We start from the raw sequence: 19,768 nt of genomic DNA on the forward strand, positions 1-19,768 counted from the left end.
CTAGCGGCCCACCCCGACCAGGAAAGACCATAGTTCATCAGAATACTCGGTCCAATTCCGCGTTGGACGGCTCCGCCCTGCGGCGGAGAGGCGATCGCGCACCGACGAGTCTCTCAGAATCAGGCCGAGTGCACGGGCGACGTCGTGATCGTCGCGCGGGTCGACGAACAGTGCACCGCCGTCGCCGAGCTCACGCATGCTGCCGTAGCGCGAGGTGATGACGGGCGTTCCGACCGCCAACGACTCCACGATCGGTAGCCCGTAGCCTTCGTGAAGCGAGGGGAACATGGTCACCGTCGCCTCTCGGTACAGCCGGTTCAGCGCTGCGTCGTCAACGCCGCTCGCCTTCGCGACCGGACGCCCGATGCCCTGCAAGCGGTCGAGCTCCTGGACGAAGCGCTCCGATCGCCACGCGTTTCCTCCGACGAACACCAGTCGGAAGTCGAGCCCCTCGCGCCAGAGCAGTTCTGCTGCGTGGAGCACGGCGCCCTGGTTCTTGCGCGGCTCGGCGCTGCCAACGCAGAGCACGAGCGGGGTCTCGCCCGTCTCCGCGGGCACGTCCGAGCCGACGGCCTCCTGGGCGAGTGCGACGGTGCGCACCTCCGGGCCCTCGAGCCCGGCCGAGGAGATCATGCGTCGCCAGCCCGCGTACTCCTCCGTCGCGGCATCGGAGATGCCCGCGATCCGATCGAAGTGGGCGAGCGTCGCCAGATTGCGCGCGAAGGCCCCCGGCATGCCGGGCCCCGTCGTCTCGGACATCGTCATCGGAACGCAGTCAAGCCCGATCGCGCTCGCACGGTTCGGACTGTGCTGCGCCAGCGCCTGCATGCGGTCGAGGCGCGAGCGCTCGGTGGCCAGCTCGACCAGGACGTACCGGGAGTCCCACGGAATAAGGACGTCGCGGTCGGCCCGCACCAGAGCCGAGCCATCGATCTCGAGTTCGACGAGGCGCTCGAAGTGAGTGTCCCAGCCGACCGCGAGGAACGCACGCGCGCCTGTCCACGACTCGAGCACTTTCCGTGCGACGCGCTGGATGCCCGTTCCCAACCCGCTCACGAGAGTGTGGTGGGCGTCGACCAGCACTGCACCGGTGACGATCACTCTCGCCAGGCGACGGCGACGCACGCGCCGCGTGAGGAGAGCCGAGAAGCCGTTCAGCACACAATGACGGTGCCACCAGATGACCTCATCGGGGGTCGGAAGTCTCCCGTCGATCATCGCCAGAGCGAACCAGACGTCCGACCGCGACGGCGCCGTGATCTGCGCGCTCAGCCGGGCACGGGCCTGACTCTCGGTCGCCGAGCGGGTGCCTAGCAGGGTTGCCTCGATCGCGCGGACGGCAGCGCCGACGCTGACTCGCAGCCGTGTCTCAACGCGCTCCGTCATCGTGCTCCTCCGAAGGCGTCCCAGGTCTGCTCGGCGTAGTCGTTCCAGCTGCGGTGCGGACGAGCTCGCGCCTCGGCGCGAAGCCGCTCGTACGCCTGCTCGTCCGTGAGCATGGACCTCAGCGCCGCGACGATCGCCTCATCGTCTCGAGGATCGACGACGACGCATCCGCCCGCGCTCGCCACCTCGGCCATGCTCCCGTAGGAGCTCGTGAGCACCGGTGTGCCATGCGCCAGCGCCTCCACGATCGGCAGCCCGAAGCCCTCCTGCAGCGACGGGAACGCCACCACGCGAGCGGTGCTGTAGAGCTCGGCGAGCTCGGCGTCGCCGACATCGCGCCGCACCCTAACGTCGACGCCGCGAGAGCGGGCTGCCGCCACGTCCGCGTCGAAGGCGCCGATGAAGCTCGCACTGCCGCGCCCAACCAGGTGAAGGCTGATCGGAATCCCCTCGCGCGTCAATCGCTCCGCGGCGAAGACCAGGGCACGCTGGTTCTTGCGTCCCTCGTGGCTGCCGACACACAGCACAAGACCGGACTGGCGAACAGGGTTGTCCCGATGCGAGGTCCCCGGGAACTCCCCCGGTAGCACGACGGCCTCGACCCGCGGGCCGGAGACGTCTTGAACGCGGACCGCGTCGACGAATCCGCGGAACTCCTCGCCGGCGGCGTCGCTGATCGTGACGACCGACGTCGCATACTTGACCAGCTCGAGATAGCGCGCGAACCGCTCGGACTCGAGTGCGGGCAGATGGTCGGCGCTTCCGAGCGGGATCGTGTCGTAGCCGATTAGATGGACCTCGGTGGAGGTGTGCTCAGCGATCGCGGCAAGCCAACGGCACGACGCGACGCTCGGGACTTCGGTCACAATGATGCGTCCGCCGACGGGGACGACGAGGTCGGCGGTGTGCGGCGAAGCGATCTCGCCGCGCTCGCGGTCGGAGGAACCCCACTTGAGCACCCGATCGCGCTCGTGGTCGTACAGCCCGCGAAGGGCGCTGCCGTGGACGACCCACGCGACCAGCTCAATCTCGTGCGAGCCCTCCCAGCGCATGACGGTCTCGCGCACGACCCGCTGGATCCCACTGTTGTGCTCGTGCTTCGCGCAGAAGTCGACCTCGACGAGGGTTCCCCCGGGCACGAGCCGCATCGGGCGGTCCCACGATCCCCGCTCGATCGCGGCATCGTGCACGACAGCGAGCGTCGCGTCGACTCGCGCATCCGAGTCGACGGCGAGCTCGATGGCGCGGCGCAGCGCGATGACGTCGTCGGATTCGGGGAACGCCCCGCTCAGACTCACGAAGAGCAGCCACAGGTTGTCACCGGTGGGCTGCGCGGCAACGGCATCCACGAGGCCCCGCAGTCGCGCCAGCCGAGACGGCGCGTCGTCGACGCCCAGCCGCCGAAGCGCCAGCCCGATGCGCTGATCGAATGCCTCGTGACCGGTCGAGCCCGAACGACGCGGCATCATGCGCGGCCCCGCAGCTTGCTCGCGGCGCGGTTGATCGCCAACGCAGCCGTTTCGCGTACCCCGACTTCAGCGACCTTCAGCCGTGCCCGCCGTGCGAGCGCGACGGGGCGCCCGAACCCCCGAGCCTGAGTCAATCCGACAATCTGGGCGCGACGCAACGAGCGCCGCTGCACCTCGGTCAGCCAGGCCTCGAGGTCGTCGTCGTTCATGGGTTCCTCACGTGCGAAGGGGCGGGCGGGATACGACGCCCGAACGGCGCACGCACCCCGCGCCGTTGCGATCGCGACGAAGCGCGACTTCGACATTGTAGGGGCGAACTCGGGGACGATTCCTGTGCACCGCGAGTAACGCCGCGGGGCAGCGTCTCAGTGCAGGTCGACCTCGACCATGCGCGCGACGATCTCAGCGAATTCAACAGACGGTGCCCACCCGAGAACCTCCCGCGCGTGGGACGCGTCGCCAGCGAGCTCGGTCGCATCCGCTGCGCGGAAGAAGCGGGGATCGAGCTCGACGCGCTCCTGCCAGTCGACGATGTCGACCGCCGCGAAGGCGGCCGCGACGAAGTCGCGCACCGAGTGCGCCACCCCGGTCGCGATGACGAAGTCGTCGGCGTGATCGGCCGCCGCGCAGATCGCCCGCGCGTAGTCGGGCGCCCAGCCCCAGTCGCGCCGGGCGTCGAGGTTGCCCAGGGCGAGCTTGTCCTGCTCACCGCGCGCGATCGCGGCCACGCCGGACGTGATCTTCCGCGTGACGAAGGAGGTGGGGCGCCGGGGCGACTCGTGATTGAAGAGGATCATGTTGCTCGCCGCGACCCCGCGCGAGCGCGCGATCTGAACAGCAGCATGCGCGTGCGCCTTGGCGGCCCCGTACGGTGAGACGGGCGCGATCGGCGTGCGCTCGTTCTGGGGCGAGGCTGCCGGTTCGCCGAAGATCTCTGCGCTCGACGCGTGCACGAACGCCGTGCTCGATCCCTCGATGGCGTCCAGTAGCACGATGGTCGCGATCGACAGTGCCCGGGCGTAGTCAACAGGCCGCGACCACGACTCTCCCACGCTCGTGAGCCCGCCGAGGTGGAACACCACGTCGGGGTTCGTCTGCTCGACGGCGGCGCGCAACGACGCCTCATCCATCAGATCGGCTTCGTGGAAGGTGATCGCGCTGGCAACCGCCGGGTCCCACGGGAGGGTGCGGTCTCCCGGCCGCACCGCACCATGGACGTCCCACCCGCCATCCGCGGTCAGCAGGTCGGCGAGGTAGCTTCCGGTCTGGCCGGTGACTCCCGTGATGAGCGCGGTGCGCACGATTCAGCTCAGGCTTCGCCCGCGGCGACTCGTGCCACGTCGGCGTCGACCATCATCTTGACCAGCGTCGGGAAGTCCACCTCGGGCTTCCAGCCAAGACCCTCGCGCGCCTTCGTCGAATCGCCGATCAGCAAGTCGACCTCAGCGGGACGGAAGAAAGCCGGGTCCTGGTAGACGTGCTTCTCCCACTCCTCGATGCCGACGTGGCGGAACGCGATGTCGAGGTATTCGCGCACCGAGTGGGTCTCGTTGGTCGAGACAACGTAGTCATCGGCCTCGTCGGCCTGCAGCATGCGCCACATCGCGTCAACGTAGTCGCCCGCGAAACCCCAGTCGCGCTTCGCGTCGAGGTTGCCGAGCGCGATCTGGTCCTGCTTGCCCGCGGCGATCTTGGCGACCGCGAGGCTGATCTTGCGCGTCACGAACTCCGGTCCGCGCATCGGCGACTCGTGGTTGAACAGGATGCCGCTGGACGCGTGCATGCCGTAGGACTCGCGATAGTTGATGGTCATGTAGTGGCCGAAGACCTTGGCGACGCCGTAGGGCGAACGAGGCCAGAGCAGGGTCTCTTCGCGCTGCGGAACCTGCTGGACCTTGCCGAACATTTCGGAACTCGAGGCCTGGTAGAAGCGCACCTTCTTCGCGTCGTCGCCCGAGTACAGGCGCACCGCCTCCAACGCATTCAGGACGCCCTTGCCGGTGACGTCGCTCGTGAGCATCGCGTTCTCCCAGGAATACGCGACGAAGGAGATCGCACCGAGGTTGTAGAACTCGTCGGGCTTGGACGCCTCGAGCGCACGCAACAGGCTCGACACATCGAGGAGGTCCCCCGTCAAGATCTTGACGTCGGGGAGTTCACGACGCAGGAAGTCGATCTTGGGGTTGTTCTGACCGCGGACGAGACCGTAGACCTCGTACCCCTTGCTCAGCAGCAGCTTGCTCAGGTAATAGCCGTCCTGGCCGGTGACGCCGGTGATGAGCGCACGCTTCATGTGGTGGTCTCTCGTTTCTGTGTCCGTCGCAGATCTTCCGCTCCGCGGCTGCGGCCCAGATAGTCGGGCGGGGAATCAATCAAGCGATAATAGCGCGCTCAACCCGGGGCCAGACCGCACGCAGATGGGGCATAATGTAGGCGCCATGCCTGGCCCCACATTGCCGCGCTCCTCCGGGCGCCACACCGTTCTCGTCGATGCGACCTCGTTGCCGGCGAACCTCGGTGGAGTCGGACGCTACCTCGAGAAGCTGATTCCCGAACTCGCAGGCACCGACTGGAATGTGGTCGTTGCGGTTCAGCCGCGTGATGTCGACTGGCTCGAACGCATCGCTCCAGACACCCGACCGATCGTGGTCGGGCGGCTTGCGGCATCGCGGCCGGGGCGGCTTGTGTGGGAGCAAGCAGGGCTCCCGGCCCTGGCCCGACGCATCGGTGCGGACGTGATCCACTCGCCCCACTACACAATGCCGTTGCTCACACGGCGACCAGTCGTGGTCACTCTTCACGACGCGACGTTCTTCAGCCATCCAGAGCTACACGGTCGTCTGAAGCGGCGATTCTTTCGTGCGTGGTCGCGCGTCGCCCTCCGGCGAGCAAGCGCATGCCTCGTCCCGAGCGAGGCGACGCGTGACGAACTCGAACGCTATCTCGGGGCTCGCGCACGCTCCTGCCGCGTCATCCCACACGGTGTTGACCGCGATGACTTCTTCCCTCCGACCGACGACGCCCGCAGCGCTGCCGAGAGGCTCGTCGGGGTCTCGACGTGGATCATGTTCCTCGGAACGATCGAGCCACGAAAGAACGTCCCCGCTCTGATCCGCGGGTATCTCGCGGCTCGCAGCTCGTCGGACTCCTTGCACGAGTCGCGACTCGTACTCGCGGGCGGGGCGGGTTGGGACGATAGCGTCGAGCGGTTGGTGAACGCCTCAGGCGGGCGCGTCGTGCGGCTCGGCTACGTCGAGAAGTCGCAGCTTCCGGGGCTGCTGGGTGGAGCCGCCCTTGTCGCCTACCCTTCGCTCGGTGAGGGGTTCGGGTTGCCGGTTCTTGAAGCAATGGCATGTGGCGCAGCCGTCCTCACAACGAGGCTTCTTGCGCTGCCCGAAGTGGGCGGCGATGCCGTCGCGTACACCGAGCCTGACCCGGAGTCGATCGCGGCGGCGCTCACGGCGCTCATGGCTGACGAGCCGCGGCGCCAGTCGCTACGGCAGGCCGCGATCACCCGCGCCAGCTCATACACGTGGGCTCGCGCTGCGAGCGACCATCGCGCTGCATTCGAATTCGCACGCACGGGGGCCGCCACATGACCGATCTCACCCGACTCGCGATCGTCGTCGTCACGTATTCGCCGGGCGATCAACTGCGACGCTTCGTTAGCTCTCTGGATCGCCATTACCCGGGCGCTCGATTGATCCTCAGCGACAACGGATCAACGGACGGCGTTCCCCAGGAGGTCGTCGCCGCACGGCCGAACACCGAGCTCCTCATCGATATGAGCAACCCGGGGTACGGAGCAGCGGTCAACGCGGCAGCACGCGCTGCGGAGGGAAGTCTCGACTGGCTCCTGGTCTGCAATCCCGACGTCGAGTTGGCGGAGGGGTCGATCGAGGCGCTCCGAGCGGCTCTCGAGAACGACTCGCGGGCTGCCTCGGCCGGACCTCGGATCTTCAACACCGATGGATCCGTCTACCCGTCGGCACGGCAACTTCCGTCGTTCCGCGTCGGCATCGGCCATGCGCTGTTCGTCAACAGCTGGCCCGGCAACCCCTGGACGCGCCGATACCTCCGATCTGACGTCTCGCAGTCGGACTCGATCGCGGAAAGCGGATGGCTGTCCGGCGCATGCCTTCTGCTTCGATTGCGCCCATTCGCCGATATCGGCGGATTCGACGACGACTTCTTCATGTACTTCGAAGACGTCGACCTCGCTCGCAGACTCGGCGATGCGGGCTGGGTCAACCTTTTCGTCCCTGACGCGCACGTGCTTCACGTCGGCGGGGTGACGGCCAACCAGCATCGCAAGCGGACGCTGCGAGCGCATCACGAGAGCGCCTATCTGTATCTCCGGAAGAAGTATCCCCACGTCTGGCTACGCCCGGTGCTGTGGGCGGTGCGAGCAGCGCTCTCCATCCGGCTCCACACCGCACTTCGACGGGCGTCGAAATCCGCGCGGCAGGCCCCGTATCCGTCCTAGTCGGATCGCCTCTCTTGGACCAAGATAGCCCGCGCTACGGGCACGGCAACCTCACCACCTCGGTCGGGACGATTCGCGCGTTCGTCACGACGCTGCTCTCCACGTCGTCTTCCGCTGCTCCCGCAAAACTGACCGTGACGACCGCGTGACCGCGAGGGTCGATCCGAACGTGCGCTGTGGCGGCATCCCTGCCCTCGACGGTCGGCTGTCCCAGGGTTACCGAGTCCGCGCCACCGAGCTCCGAGATCTCCCCGCCGATCGGGCCCAACACGATCAGATCGCGTTCGACCGCCAGGGTGCCGGCGTCGAGCGAAATCACGAGTTGTTGCTCGGAGGCACAGCCCTGCGACAGCAGTTCGATGCCGACGGAGACGGGGGTGCGGAGCTGGGCCTCCGCGTGATCAACGACGAAGACACCGAAGCTGGTCGACGCCGCGTCAACCACCGCGAAGTCACCGGACAACGAAGTGGAGGCGAGAGCCTCCTGCTCCACCGCATCCGAACTCCACATCTTCAGACGTCGCTCGTCACGCAGCGCAACTGCCGAAGCCAGGAAACCGCGGCTTGCTCCCTCACCGGCCACGACCGCTGAGACTGTCACCTCGAGCACCGCCGTCGCGTCGCCTCCATCGACGGAGGATGCCCCGTCTGCCGTTTCTCGCAGGCTTTCGCCCGACAGCAGCGTGCCGTTGGAGGTCGTGATCGGGCCAGTGGCATCGAGAAGGTAGGCGAGCCCGACCAAGTCGATCGCAAGCACAGCATCGACGTCACGACCCCACACCGAGCCGAGCGCCAACGATGCCTCGCGCGCGTACGCCGGGAAGCCGGGACTCCGCTCCAATTCGCGGAACTGCGGAGTGTCAAGGCCTGCCTCGGCGGCGGTCATCGGAGCGCTGACATCGATTGCGCCAGCACTCATCGTCACTTCGAGAACACCGAGGGCTTGGCCGCCGATCGCGGTATCAACACCGCTGTCCAAGAGCACCACCGCGTAGCCGCGCTGCCCCTCGAGGCCGATGGCGGGTTCAATCAACTGCAACACGCCAACGGCGCGCAGTGCCGACTCGTCCGCAGAGACGACCTGCGCCAGAAGCCGCGTTATCACCCCACGGACCGGCCCTAGCGCCGCCGTCTGGTCGATAGCTTCGATTCGGGCACGCAATTCGTGCAACCCACCCGTGGCAGAGCCAGCAGCGGCCACCAGGGTCTCGATCGCTTCGAGATCGATCTGGCCGTCGTTCGGACGCAGCGCATCGAGAGACAGATCCTGCGCGTCGTTCGCGAGCGGCAGCAAGCCATCACCGACGAAGTCGTCGAGCGCCGCTGTGAGTTCGTGCACGCTCGCGAGGCTGCCGCCGACGACCGGTGCGGATTCGAGGGCTTGCCAGATCGGGTCGCTCATCATCGAGCGGGCCACCCCGAGATCGTGATCGATCTCTTCGATGGCGACCGGCAGCGTCAGGAAGTTTAGACTCGCCAGACTCGAGGTGATGTCACCGATTCGCGACTGTGCGTTGACGAGCGCGTCGTACGCGATAAACGCCCGAACGCCGATCCAGGCCGAAAGCGATAGCGCGACGATAGCGAGTGCCCCCGCAAAAGTGCGTACCCAGCGGCGCGCCCCGGAAAGCCTTGGTTGGCGATAGCCCGGAAGCGAGTCCATGCGCACGTCCTCTCGTCTCGGCCGCGGCACAGCGCGCGCCGCGTTTCGATCTTGTCATCTCGGCGCACCTGTTCTCGACAGTAGAGTGACGGTTGGCGTTGTCGGTATTCGGCATGGTCCAGCCATCGTGCCTTTCGGAGTTGCCATGATTTCAGTTGGGCGGAGCCCTCTCCGCAGGGAACGCGGATCATCATTCGGCCGATTCGCGCGCATTGTCACTGCCGCGCCGGACCCGATCGTGCTTGTTTTCGCGGCCGTGTTCCTTGCGGCCTCAGCCTGCGTCACCTTTGGAGTGATGGTCTGGCCGATCTTCGTACCGTTGGCGATCGTGCTCTCCGCGCTCGTGGTGGCGTTCAACCGGCTGGCGGTCCCGACACAGCCATGGTCCGCGCTCGGCGCGCTCGCTGCGTTCGTGTTCGCGGGAGTCTGGTTCGCACTCAACCTGCCGATGGCATCCGAGTACATCGTCGCAATCCGCGACCCCGGAATCTATATGGTGACCGGCGCGAATATCGCGGTCACCGGCGGCTCGCCGATCGACGTGCGCCAGGCCAGCCAGCTCGCCGAGCTCTCCCCCACGATCACCGAAAAGTTGGGGGTCTTCGCCACCTCGAGCGATGGCATCACGCGTTTGCAGGGGAGCAACGGCTATCCGGCGATGGTCGCGATCGGCTTCTGGGTCGCGGGTGTCGAGGGCGGCACTTCCACCAACCTTGTCATCGGTGCCGTCGCGCTCATCGCACTGTACGGACTCGCTCGGCGTGTGGTGGGCCCCGTGTGGGCTCTCGTTCCCAGCGTCTTGATGGGCGCGTCAATGCCCTTCACATACCTCTCGCGCACGTCCTACACCGAAATCTTGGCGACACTCGTCGTGCTCGCGGGCTCGACGGTACTCCTTTCCGCGTTGAGGTCGCAGCGCACGACGCAGTTCGTGCTCGCGGGCGCCCTAATCGCATCGGCGGCACTCACCAGAATTGACGGGGCTTTGGCCTTCACCGGCGCGTCATTCGGGCTGGTTCTCATCGCCTTGGGAGCAGGACGGGCGGTGAGCGTCTCGCGGCCGCTCACGAATATCGTCGCATTTTCGGCTGCGGGTTGGCTGATTATCGGCCTGGGCGCGCTTGATCTTGTCTTGAACACCCCTCGATATCTGAGCGACCTCGGGTCGATGCCCCAACTCTTGTGGCTCGGGACCGCGATCGTGTCGGTCGTCCTCATCGCCGTATCCGCGCTGCCGCTTGCTCGACGCGGGCCGTGGGCACCCCGAACGACGAAACGAGTTGCGATTGGCGGGGCGGTCATCGTCGCCGGGTTGTTCATCTACTGGGTGTCACGTCCGCTTTGGATGACGAATCACTTCATCAGCCACCCGTCGTATCAGCGCGCGGTCGAAGCGCTTCAAGCCCAGGATGGCCTCCCCCTCGACGGCTCGCAGAGCTACGACGAGTACACCTTGTGGTGGTTTGCCTGGTACTTCGGCTGGCCCCTGCTCCTCGGCGCAATCGTCGGCATCACACTGTGGCTCTACCGCGCAGTGTCCGACCACAAGCCAGAGTGGATCGTCTTGATTGCGGTGGCGGCCGCGTCGGCGATGCTCTACTTCAACGTCGTCTCGGTGACTCCGGACCAGATCTGGGCATTCCGTCGGGTGCTCCCGGTAATCACACCGACTCTGTTGATCGCGTTTGCGTTCGCACTCGCCGTCTGGTGGCGCCGCGGGCGCGTCTCGCGATGGCTCGCGCTCGGCACGCTTGCGGTTTCCGGCGCGCTGACCCTCAGCCCGTGGGGGCAGATCTTCTTCGAGACGGAGGCGGGTTCACAAGCGTCCGAAATCAGTGCGATCTGTGACGCTGTCGAGGAGATCCAGGTCGATGTGGTGGCGATCGCCAGCGCGAATCTCCCCGCGAACTACGCGCCGACGGTGCGCACGATGTGTGATGTTCAGGTCGTCACGGTGAGCGGCGGCAGTCGGGACGACCTCCGATTGCTTGCCGATGCGACCGACGGGAAGCTCGCTGCTCTCACTTTCGGCGCGGACGCGTTGGATTGGACCGCCACACCCTCCGAGGCCACCGCGACCACGACGGTGAAGTACTGGAACCGCCATCTCTTAATGACTCCACGCACGACGAATCTCACCGTTCGTGAGGCCTTCGTCGGGTCTGTGAATTCGGATGGTTCCGTAACCCCCGCGAACTGACGGCCGTGTCGCGCCGCCCCCCGCACGACATCCACCTCCGAGACGTCGGGCGCCTCTGCCAGGTGGTGAGACGTGCGCCTCAGCCGCAGGTTTGGTACTCCGCAACCGTGGACGCCAGCGACGGCGTACCTCCGACGATGATGACCCGAGAAAGACCCGACGAGACGAGGTGCTCAAGGGACCCAGTGCGGACACACACCCGCGAGGACAGCACCACAGGGGCGTTCGACGCTGCCGCGACAGCGCTCGCGGCGAGAGCATCCGGGTAGTTCGCCCCGGTCGCAATGTACGCGGTGTCGAGAGTCTCGAACACCGCACGGTTGATCAATTCAGATGTCTCGTATCGGTTGCTCCCCGCGTACCGCGTGACGGTCGCGACTCCGGGAACCTCGACGAGAGCGGTTTCGGTCGCCTCGGGAACGGACGGATACCCTCCAGCGATCCTCACCTCTGCTGTGCCCAGCGCCACCAAGAGAGCCTCCGCCTGCTCGTTGAGTTCCTCGCTGAAGCTCGGGAGAACCAGCACTGGCGCACCCAAGCTTCCCGCGGCGGCCCCTGCAGTCAGTGCGTCCGGGTAGTTCTCCCCGTTCGCGACAAAGACGAGGGGCGCACCGGACTCGCCAAACGCCGACTCGACCAGAAGTCTTGACGTTTCGTAGCGGTCCGCACCCGCGATCCGCTCGACCTCAGAAGCGAAGCTCGAGAGCTCTGCAACAACCTCCGCACTCACGCGGTCAACACCGCCGACAACGACGATACGATCCGGCGACAGCCGCTCAAGCTCCGTGCGCACCGTCGTCGAAATCGAGGTCGGCGAGACCAGAAGAAGCGGGGCATCGACCGCCGCGGCCACGGGTCCGGCCGACAATGCGTCGGCAAAGTGGAGTCCGCCGGCGATGTAGACGGTGGAGGCCCCCGATGAGTAGGCATCCCGCGACAGCATCACGGCGGTTTCGTAGCGATCAGACCCGGCGAAGCGCTCGGTATCAACCCCGCTGGGAACAAGGGTCGTCGGGCTGCCGAACCAGCTCACGTAGTACGCCCAGAAGTTCCGGTTGCCATACGACGGGCACGAATCGCCAAGTCCCCAACCTGCGGCCAACGCCGCGGCGTTCGGGGTGTACGGCGTGTAGTTGTACAGAGCCGCAGTCGCTTCATTTCGCACGATCACGCTCTTCGACGTGCAGGTCGGTGGATTCTGGTAGCTGGGGTTGGATCGCGGATGATAATAGATCGACTCAGCGCCGACCTCGGTGCCGTCGTAGGGGTTCACCCGGTACCAGCCGTACGCACGGGCCGACCAATAGAGCTGGTTATCGATGCCGTAGTACGTGGAGTTGCACGCGCTCGTGTCGGGGCAACCGTATCCCGTCGCAATCTGAATGGCCGACGCGCTCGGCGCCGTCGAGGTGACGAGCCCCTGCTCCTTCTGAAGCGTCACAAGCAGCACCTTGGCGCTGATGTCGCACAGCCCTTGAAGGCGATAGATGATGCGCGAGACCAGCTCATCGTTCGCGCCACTGTAGGCACTGCACGTTGTACTCGCCGATTTGTCGCTTGTGTCGACACGAAGGATATCGAGGCATCGCGCATTGCTGCAGGCCCCGGACTGAGACTCGAGAAATTCCTGAATCTCCGCCTCGGTCATGGCCGAGTCGTTGTACATCGCATAGTCGCTGATGATGTACCCGGCGTCGAAGTCAGACCAGTCGGGAGTCGCCGCCGAGACAGGTGATGCGATCACAGCGGTCGCGATCACGCTGGCGGTCGCGACAAGGATGCCGATGATCTTCGTTCGGAGAGTTCTCATCGGTAGCCCCCCGCGGCCGATCATGCGCCGAGTCTGCCCCCAGCGCGTTCCTTATGATAACCCAACCCTCAAGGGCAAGCTAAGGGAATCTTCGGCACTGCATGTCACCGCTGGCGGCGATGCCGGCTCGCGGGTGATGCTCTCAGCGCCTCTGTGCGCCGATGAAACACCGTGAGCGTGAGTGTTAGAGTCCATGCGGTCTGCGACCACTACCGACCGAGGGAACGGGACCTGATATGCGCAAGAACTGGCGATCGATCAGTCAGATCGTCTTCGGCGCGCTGGCGCTGGCATTTCTCGTCTGGGCAATCACAAGCCGGTGGGATCAGGTGCTCACCGCGTTGCAAGATCTGGCGCCCCTGGGGGTGCTGGCGGCCGCAGTCCTCATCTTCGCCGGCCTGTATGTGAACATGCTCTCTTGGCGGGCCGTCGCCGCGGCACTCGGCACCCCGTTGACCCGTTCCGAAGCCGCGACCGTGTTCTTCACTGCGCAACTCGGCAAGTACCTCCCCGGAGGCGTGTGGCCGATCGTGGCAAGCGCCCGCCTGGGTCGCGCATTCGGCCTCAGCGGAACGCAGAGCGTGGGATCGATGACGATCGCACTGCTGCTGAGCGTCACCGTCGCATCCGTGATCGCGGTCGGCGCCGTTTTCGCCGTTCCTGACCTGGATGGCGCGACGGCCCTGGTTCCGGTCGTCTTGATCGCGATCGGACTGGTCGTCCTTTGGCCGCCGATCCTCAACCGACTGCTGAGCAAGGCTCTCCGTGTCCTTCGACGATCCGAAGGGCTTCCGCCCCTCTCGCACCGCCATATGGCTGCGGCGGGCGCCTGGTCGCTATTGAGTTGGGCCCTGCTCGGCGGGGCCCTGTCCGCGCTCGTCGGGGCGACCAGCGCCCCCTCCTGGAGTGACGGGGCAATCAGCGTGAGCGCCTACGCGCTGTCTTGGGTCGCTGGGTTCGCCGCACTGATCGTTCCCGCGGGCGTGGGCGTACGCGAGGGTGTCCTCGTCCTTGTGCTCAGCGGATCACTCGGTGTTCCTACGGTGCTCGGGATCGCGGTCGTCCACCGCGTGATGATGACCCTCGGCGACGTCGCGATGCTCCTTTTCACGGCGCGGCGCCGCAATAAGGTGTTGACTCCGACAGAGAACGAGAGCCCGAAATGACGTCCCCTCGCCGCGTCACCTACGTCACGCGCAAGTTCCCGCCGTCGGTGGGCGGCATGGAGACCCTCGCGATCAACACCACCTTGGCGCTCGCCTCTCGCGAGCGCCGGTCGGATCATCTGAGCCTCGGTCGAAGCAACATCCACCTCGTGTGGTGGTTGCCGGTGACCGGCGCGCGAATGTTCGCCCAGGGAATCACCGACCGCACGCGGGTGTACCTGTTCGGAGATGCGCTCGCGTGGGCGGCGCTCGGCTGGATCCCTCGGCTGCTGCGCATCCCCGCGTTCACCATGGTGTGCGGGCTCGACGTCACCTACGAGAATCGGATGTACCGTTCGGTCGTCCACGCTGCCCTTCGCCGGTCCCCGCGCGTGCTCGCGATCAGCCGCGCAACTCTACAAACCGCAATCGATGCTGGAGTCGCACCTGACCGTGCCGCCGTCCTGACCATGGGAGTCGTGCCGAGCGCGCCCGAGCCGACAACAACTGCACCGACAGACGCGGACCTCCGCGACCGGATCGGGGTGAGCCCCGACGCGCGCTTGCTACTCACTACGGGACGCCTTGTGCGTCGAAAAGGCGTTGCATGGTTCGTTGAATGCGTGATGCCGAAACTGGCTCAGGATGTGCACTATCTCGTCGTCGGGTCGGGCGAGGATCGCGAACTCATCGAGCGACTTGCTCGCGAGCACGGAGTCTCCGAACGCGTTCACCTGCTCGGCCGCGTCTCCGAACCGTGCCGTCGCAAGTTGACGGCGCAAGCGGACTTGTTCATCCAGCCGAACATCGAAGTCGCCGGCGACATGGAAGGATTCGGGCTCGTCGTCGTCGAGGCGGCGCAAGCGGGTCTTGTCCCCGTTGCCGCGCGGCTCGAGGGGCTCCAGGACGCAATCGTCGACGGCGAGACCGGCTATCTCGTCGACAGCGGCGATGCGGAGGCGTGGGCGCGGCGGCTGACGGAGCTGCTCGGTTCAGCCGAGCTGTCCCATCAGGCCGAGAAGTTCGCGGTCGCCGCGCGCGCCCGCTACTCGGTCGAGCGGATGGGTGAGGAACTCGACCGTCACGTCTCCGAGGTCGGCGAGCGCTAGCCGCGGAACAGCCGCTGCAGGTACTCGCCGTAGCCGCTCTTCACCAACGGCTCCGCGAGCCGCGCCAGCTCCTCGTCGGTGATCCAGCCGTGCCGCCACGCCACCTCTTCGAGGCAGCCGATCTTGTCGCCTTGTCGAGCCTCGATCACCCGGACGAATTCGGTCGCCGCGACCATCGAGTCGATCGTTCCGGTGTCGAGCCAGACGGTTCCGCGCTCCAGCGGCTGAACCCGCAGCCGGCCATCGGCGAGGTACGCCGCGTTGATGTCGGTGATCTCGAGCTCTCCGCGCGGGCTCGGCGTAATCGTGCGCGCGACCTCCACCACCCCGGCGTCGTAGAAGTAGAGCCCAGGAACAGCGAAACCGCTCTTCGGCGCGGCGGGCTTCTCTTCGATGCTGAGGACGCGACCCTCGGCGTCGAACTCGACGACACCGTACGCGCTCGGGTCGACGACCGGCGCCGCGAAAATCACCGCACCGTCGACATCGGTGTGTTCACGAAGCCGGGTACCGAGCCCCGCGCCGTAGAAGACGTTGTCGCCGAGCGCGAGCGCCGCCGAGTCGCCCGCGAGGAAGTCGGCGCCGATGAGGAACGCCTCCGCGAGCCCCTTGGGCTCCGCCTGCGTCGCATACTCCAGCCGGATCCCGAGATGCGCCCCGTCCCCCAGCAGGCGCTCGAAGTTGGCGCGGTCCTCGGGCGTCGTGATGATCAGGATCTCTCGGATCCCCGCCAGCATCAGCGTCGACAGGGGGTAGTAGATCATCGGCTTGTCGTAGATCGGCATCAGCTGCTTAGAGATGCCAAGCGTGATCGGATGCAGCCTGGTCCCGGATCCGCCCGCGAGAATGATGCCCTTCATCGGCCGACCTCCCGGTACCAGGTCTGGCAGGCATCCCACGACGGAAGCCAGCCCTGCTCGCCTGCCTCCGCGAGCGTGGGGGCCCCCTCGTCCTTGGGTGACAGTTTCGCGTCGGCGGGCACAGGAAGACCGATCGCGGCGTCGAGGGGTGAAATGGTGCGGTCGTGGTCGGGCTTGTAGACGTCCGTCGTCAAGTACGCGACCGTCGCGTCGGTCCTCGCCCAAAATGCGTGCCCAATGCCTTCCGGCAAGAAGACCGCGCTGCGCCGTTCGGCGTCGAGCTCGACCGCGTCCCAGACGCCGAAGGTCGGCGAGCTGACCCGAAGGTCGACCACATAGTCGGTCACGCGTCCGCTCATCGCGACAACGTACTTGGCCTGGCCGGGAGGCACGTCGGAGAAGTGGATGCCGCGGACGACGCCCGCGACCGACACCGAGAGATTCGCTTGTTGCAGGTCGAACCTGCGACCGGTCGCCGCCTGCAGTTCATCGGCCCGAAACCACTCGAGGAATTCGCCGCGCTCATCCCGATGATGGAGAGGCACGAACTCCAGGCAATCAGGGACGTTCAGGGCACGGATCTCCACCCCGCGAGTCTAGCGAGCCGCTCCGGTCACCCGTACGGCAGACTCCGAGCGCGGGCTCGCTAGACTCACATCGTGCGGATTCTTGTCACCGGGGGCGCCGGATTTATCGGCTCGAACTTCGTTCGCCGCACCCTCGAGGGCGCGTACCCGACGCTGGCGGACGCCGATGTCGTGGTCTATGACGCCCTCACTTACTCGGGAAACAGGGCAAACCTCGCACCGATCGCGCAGCATCGGCGCTATCGCTTCGTGCACGCCGACATTCGAGACGCCGGCGCGCTCGACCGCGAACTGCCCGGCGTCGACGCGATCGTCCACTTCGCCGCCGAGTCGCACGTCGACCGCTCCGTGCTCGACGCCGGTCCGTTCGTGTCGACCAACGTCGTCGGAACGCAGACGCTGCTGGACGCCGCTGTGCGCCACGGCGTCGGCAAGGTCGTCCACGTCTCGACCGACGAGGTCTACGGTTCGATCGCGAAGGGCTCGTGGACCGAAGACCACATCCTGGAGCCGAATTCCCCCTACGCGGCGAGCAAGGCGGGAAGCGACCTGCTCGCGCGCTCCTACGTGCGCACCCACAGCCTGGATGTCTCGATCACCCGCTGCTCGAACAACTACGGGCCGTACCACTTCCCCGAGAAGGTCATCCCGCTGTTCGTGACGCGTCTGCTCGACGGCGGGCGCGTTCCGCTGTACGGCGACGGCTCGAACGTGCGGGATTGGCTGCACGTCGACGACCACTGCCGCGGCATCGCGCTCGTGCTGGCGACGGGGCGCGCTGGTGAGATCTACAACATCGGCGGTGGCACCGAGCTGACCAACCGCGAGCTCACGGAGCTGCTGCTGGATGCCACCGGTCGCGGTTGGGACGCCGTCGACCATGTCGCCGACCGCAAGGGCCACGACCTGCGCTACAGCGTCGACATCACCAAGATCAGCACTGAATTGGGCTACCAGCCGGAGGTCCCGTTCCAACGCGGCCTCGCCGAGGTGGTCGACTGGTACCGAACCCGGCGCGACTGGTGGGAGCCGCTGCTCGAGCGCGCCGGTCTCGCATGACCGTTCGATCCGACGCCCGCTGGCTCGTCACCGGTGCCCACGGCCTGCTCGGGCGTGAGCTGGTCGCCGCGCTCGCCGGGCGCCAGGTGACCGCGCGCGGCCGCTCCGAGCTGGACATCACCGACCCCGACGCGATCGCCGACGCGATCTCCGGCGCCGACGTCGTCCTGAACGCGGCCGCGTACACGGCCGTCGATGCGGCCGAATACGATGAAGACGGCGCGTTCGCCGCCAACGCGCTCGGCGCCGAGAACGTGGCCCGCGCTGCCGCGCTGCGCGGCGCCCGACTCGTCCATGTGTCGACGGACTACGTCTTCGACGGTCGCGCGACGAGCGCCTACCGCGCCGACGCGCCGCCGAGTCCGATCAACGCCTACGGCCGAACCAAGGCCGAGGGCGAGCGCCGGGTGATGGCCGCCAGCGACGGCCGCGCCTCGATCGTCCGAACCGCCTGGCTGTACGGCGGCCCCGGCGACTTCCCGCACGCGGTGCTCGCCGCGGCACGCACCGGACGGCCGCTCCGCGGAGCCGACGACCAGATCGGACAGCCGACGTGGGCGCGCGACCTGGCGAAGCGCATCGTCGAACTGGCGGATCGCCCGGTCCCCGGCGGGATCTACCACGGCACCAACTCGGGCCAGACGAGCCGACGCGAGTTCATGCGGGCCATCCTCGAAGATGCGGGGCTCGGACACCTCCCCGTGGAATCGGCGCGAGCGATCGACTTCGCGATGCCGGCGGCGCGCCCCGCGTGGTCGGTGCTGGACCATGCCTCGTGGGATGCCGCCGGACTGACTCCGATGCGAGGCTGGCGCGAGGCGCTTGGCGACGCCGCGCGGGCACAGGGATGGGCCGCATGAGCGAACTCCGGGTGATCGTCGACCAGCTCGTGGCACCGGTGCCGGGCGGCATCGGGCGCTACACCGCTGAGCTCGCACGCGGCCTCGTGGACACCGCGCCGGCTGGCTGGGAGGTGACGGGCGTGGTCTCCGCCTCCCCCGAGGCCGACCGCGCGCGCATCCGATCGACGATCCCCGGGCTGGCTCGCCTCGACACGACCGCGCTGGCCCGGCGCGAGCTGTCGCTGGCCTGGTCGCTCGGCCTCGCGCGTCCCCACTGGAGCGGCGCCGTCCACGCTCCGAGCCTGCTCGCCCCGATCTTCCGCTCCGGCCACCGGAACTCTCCCGGCGCTCGGCTCGCCGTGACCATCCACGACGCCGTGCCCTGGACCCACCCGGAGACGCTGACCCCGCACGGCGTCCGCTGGCACCGGGCCATGGCGAGGCGGGCCGAGCGCTTCGCCGACGCCATCATCGTCGACACCCATGCCGTCGCGCGGGAGCTGTCGGCGCACTTCGAATTCGGAGACCGGGTCCGCGTCATCGGCGCTGCCGTCGGAAGCGACCTGGGGTTGCCCGACGACGAGGAGAGCCGCGCCGCGGCGCTTGAGCTGCCTGAGCGCTACCTGCTCGCCGTCGGCAGCCTCGAGCCGCGCAAGGCACTTGATCAGCTCATTCGCTCGCTCGCCGACACGCCCGACGACGTTCCGCTCTTGGTCGTCGGCGCGGGCGGCTGGGGCGGAGTCGACATCGGCGCGCTCATCGCCGAGGCGGGCCTGGCGCCGGGGCGGGTCCGCACGCTCGGCCGGCTCGACGACGCCGACCTGGCCGTGGTGCTGTCGCGGGCGAGCGTCTTCGTCTTTCCGAGTGTGGCGGAAGGCTTCGGCCTTCCCGTGCTCGAAGCGTTCACGCTCGGCACGCCCGTCGTGCATTCGGATGCGCCCGCCGTCTCGGAGGTCGCTGGCGGCGCCGGGCTCGAAGTCGCGCGCGCCGACCCTGCGCACTATCCGCGACGCCTCGCCGAGGCGATCCGCTCGGTGCTCGAGGACCCCGCGCTCGCAGAGCGTCTCACGATCCGTGGCCGGGAGCGCGTCTCGGCATACAGCTGGCGCGACTCCGCCGAGCAGGTCTGGCGACTCCACTCAGAACTCTGAG

17 protein-coding genes are annotated in these 19,768 nt (G+C 67.2%); 8 read left to right on the forward strand and 9 right to left on the reverse strand.

What is annotated here, in order from left to right; all coding sequences use genetic code 11:
- The 5 genes from QZ258_RS00355 to QZ258_RS00375 form a co-directional block, all read right to left on the reverse strand.
- Complete coding sequence (locus QZ258_RS00355; protein WP_294177976.1) at window positions 1–1,386, reverse strand: glycosyltransferase; 1,386 nt, start codon at window positions 1,384–1,386, stop codon at window positions 1–3.
- A complete protein-coding gene (locus tag QZ258_RS00360; protein ID WP_294177978.1) occupies window positions 1,383–2,855 on the reverse strand; it encodes a glycosyltransferase family 1 protein in 1,473 nt (490 codons plus the stop codon). The genes QZ258_RS00355 and QZ258_RS00360 overlap by 4 nt, the downstream gene beginning before the upstream one ends.
- The gene (locus tag QZ258_RS00365) at window positions 2,852–3,064 is read right to left on the reverse strand and encodes a hypothetical protein (protein WP_294177980.1); all 213 of its coding nucleotides are present in this window, start codon (window positions 3,062–3,064) and stop codon (window positions 2,852–2,854) included. Before QZ258_RS00365 ends, QZ258_RS00360 begins: the two co-directional genes overlap by 4 nt.
- 156 nt (window positions 3,065–3,220) lie before the next feature.
- Complete coding sequence (locus QZ258_RS00370) at window positions 3,221–4,156, reverse strand: GDP-mannose 4,6-dehydratase (RefSeq protein WP_294177982.1); 936 nt, start codon at window positions 4,154–4,156, stop codon at window positions 3,221–3,223.
- An 8-nt stretch (window positions 4,157–4,164) separates the two neighbouring features.
- Window positions 4,165–5,148, reverse strand: a complete 984-nt coding sequence (locus QZ258_RS00375; RefSeq protein ID WP_294177984.1) for a GDP-mannose 4,6-dehydratase — start codon at window positions 5,146–5,148, stop codon at window positions 4,165–4,167.
- A 145-nt stretch (window positions 5,149–5,293) separates the two neighbouring features.
- Between QZ258_RS00375 and QZ258_RS00380 the strand changes: the two genes are divergently transcribed.
- Both QZ258_RS00380 and QZ258_RS00385 read left to right on the forward strand, forming a co-directional pair.
- Window positions 5,294–6,454: a glycosyltransferase family 1 protein gene (locus QZ258_RS00380; protein ID WP_294177986.1), complete on the forward strand. Its 1,161-nt coding sequence runs from the start codon at window positions 5,294–5,296 to the stop codon at window positions 6,452–6,454.
- Window positions 6,451–7,341 carry a glycosyltransferase family 2 protein gene (locus QZ258_RS00385; protein WP_294177988.1) on the forward strand — a complete coding sequence of 297 codons (891 nt, stop codon included), beginning with the start codon at window positions 6,451–6,453 and terminating at the stop codon, window positions 7,339–7,341. Before QZ258_RS00380 ends, QZ258_RS00385 begins: the two co-directional genes overlap by 4 nt.
- A gap of 34 nt (window positions 7,342–7,375) precedes the next feature.
- Here QZ258_RS00385 and QZ258_RS00390 read toward each other — a convergent pair whose 3' ends face one another.
- Window positions 7,376–9,004 carry a DUF4012 domain-containing protein gene (locus QZ258_RS00390; RefSeq protein ID WP_294177990.1) on the reverse strand — a complete coding sequence of 543 codons (1,629 nt, stop codon included), beginning with the start codon at window positions 9,002–9,004 and terminating at the stop codon, window positions 7,376–7,378.
- Window positions 9,005–9,299: 295 nt separating this feature from the next.
- Here QZ258_RS00390 and QZ258_RS00395 point away from each other — a divergent pair, with 295 nt between their 5' ends.
- The gene (locus QZ258_RS00395) at window positions 9,300–11,204 is read left to right on the forward strand and encodes a glycosyltransferase family 39 protein (RefSeq protein WP_294177992.1); all 1,905 of its coding nucleotides are present in this window, start codon (window positions 9,300–9,302) and stop codon (window positions 11,202–11,204) included.
- A 79-nt stretch (window positions 11,205–11,283) separates the two neighbouring features.
- Here QZ258_RS00395 and QZ258_RS00400 read toward each other — a convergent pair whose 3' ends face one another.
- A complete protein-coding gene (locus tag QZ258_RS00400; protein ID WP_294177994.1) occupies window positions 11,284–13,038 on the reverse strand; it encodes a cell wall-binding repeat-containing protein in 1,755 nt (584 codons plus the stop codon).
- Window positions 13,039–13,250: 212 nt separating this feature from the next.
- Between QZ258_RS00400 and QZ258_RS00405 the strand changes: the two genes are divergently transcribed.
- Both QZ258_RS00405 and QZ258_RS00410 read left to right on the forward strand, forming a co-directional pair.
- Window positions 13,251–14,180, forward strand: coding sequence for a lysylphosphatidylglycerol synthase domain-containing protein (locus tag QZ258_RS00405; RefSeq protein WP_294177996.1), 930 nt, complete (start codon window positions 13,251–13,253; stop codon window positions 14,178–14,180).
- Window positions 14,177–15,268: a glycosyltransferase family 4 protein gene (locus tag QZ258_RS00410; protein ID WP_294177998.1), complete on the forward strand. Its 1,092-nt coding sequence runs from the start codon at window positions 14,177–14,179 to the stop codon at window positions 15,266–15,268. The genes QZ258_RS00405 and QZ258_RS00410 overlap by 4 nt, the downstream gene beginning before the upstream one ends.
- Here QZ258_RS00410 and rfbA read toward each other — a convergent pair.
- On the reverse strand, window positions 15,265–16,128 hold the full coding sequence (gene rfbA, locus QZ258_RS00415; RefSeq protein ID WP_294178001.1) for a glucose-1-phosphate thymidylyltransferase RfbA: 864 nt from the start codon (window positions 16,126–16,128) through the stop codon (window positions 15,265–15,267). The two genes, QZ258_RS00410 and rfbA, sit on opposite strands and share 4 nt — an antisense overlap.
- The gene (rfbC, locus tag QZ258_RS00420; RefSeq protein ID WP_294178003.1) at window positions 16,125–16,715 is read right to left on the reverse strand and encodes a dTDP-4-dehydrorhamnose 3,5-epimerase family protein; all 591 of its coding nucleotides are present in this window, start codon (window positions 16,713–16,715) and stop codon (window positions 16,125–16,127) included. Before rfbC ends, rfbA begins: the two co-directional genes overlap by 4 nt.
- A 72-nt stretch (window positions 16,716–16,787) precedes the next feature.
- On the opposite strand from rfbC, the gene rfbB reads away from it, so the two are divergent.
- Genes rfbB through QZ258_RS00435 form a run of 3 tightly spaced genes read left to right on the forward strand, consistent with a single transcriptional unit; the run spans window position 16,788 to window position 19,767 of the window.
- Window positions 16,788–17,774: a dTDP-glucose 4,6-dehydratase gene (gene rfbB, locus QZ258_RS00425; protein WP_294178004.1), complete on the forward strand. Its 987-nt coding sequence runs from the start codon at window positions 16,788–16,790 to the stop codon at window positions 17,772–17,774.
- Window positions 17,771–18,634: a dTDP-4-dehydrorhamnose reductase gene (gene rfbD, locus QZ258_RS00430; RefSeq protein ID WP_294178006.1), complete on the forward strand. Its 864-nt coding sequence runs from the start codon at window positions 17,771–17,773 to the stop codon at window positions 18,632–18,634. Before rfbB ends, rfbD begins: the two co-directional genes overlap by 4 nt.
- The gene (locus QZ258_RS00435) at window positions 18,631–19,767 is read left to right on the forward strand and encodes a glycosyltransferase family 1 protein (protein WP_294178008.1); all 1,137 of its coding nucleotides are present in this window, start codon (window positions 18,631–18,633) and stop codon (window positions 19,765–19,767) included. The genes rfbD and QZ258_RS00435 overlap by 4 nt, the downstream gene beginning before the upstream one ends.
- The last annotated feature ends 1 nt before the right edge of the window (window position 19,768 follow it).

Origin of the sequence: uncultured Schumannella sp., from assembly GCF_905479755.1 — a bacterium.
Classification (GTDB): Bacteria; Actinomycetota; Actinomycetes; order Actinomycetales; family Microbacteriaceae; genus DCRR01.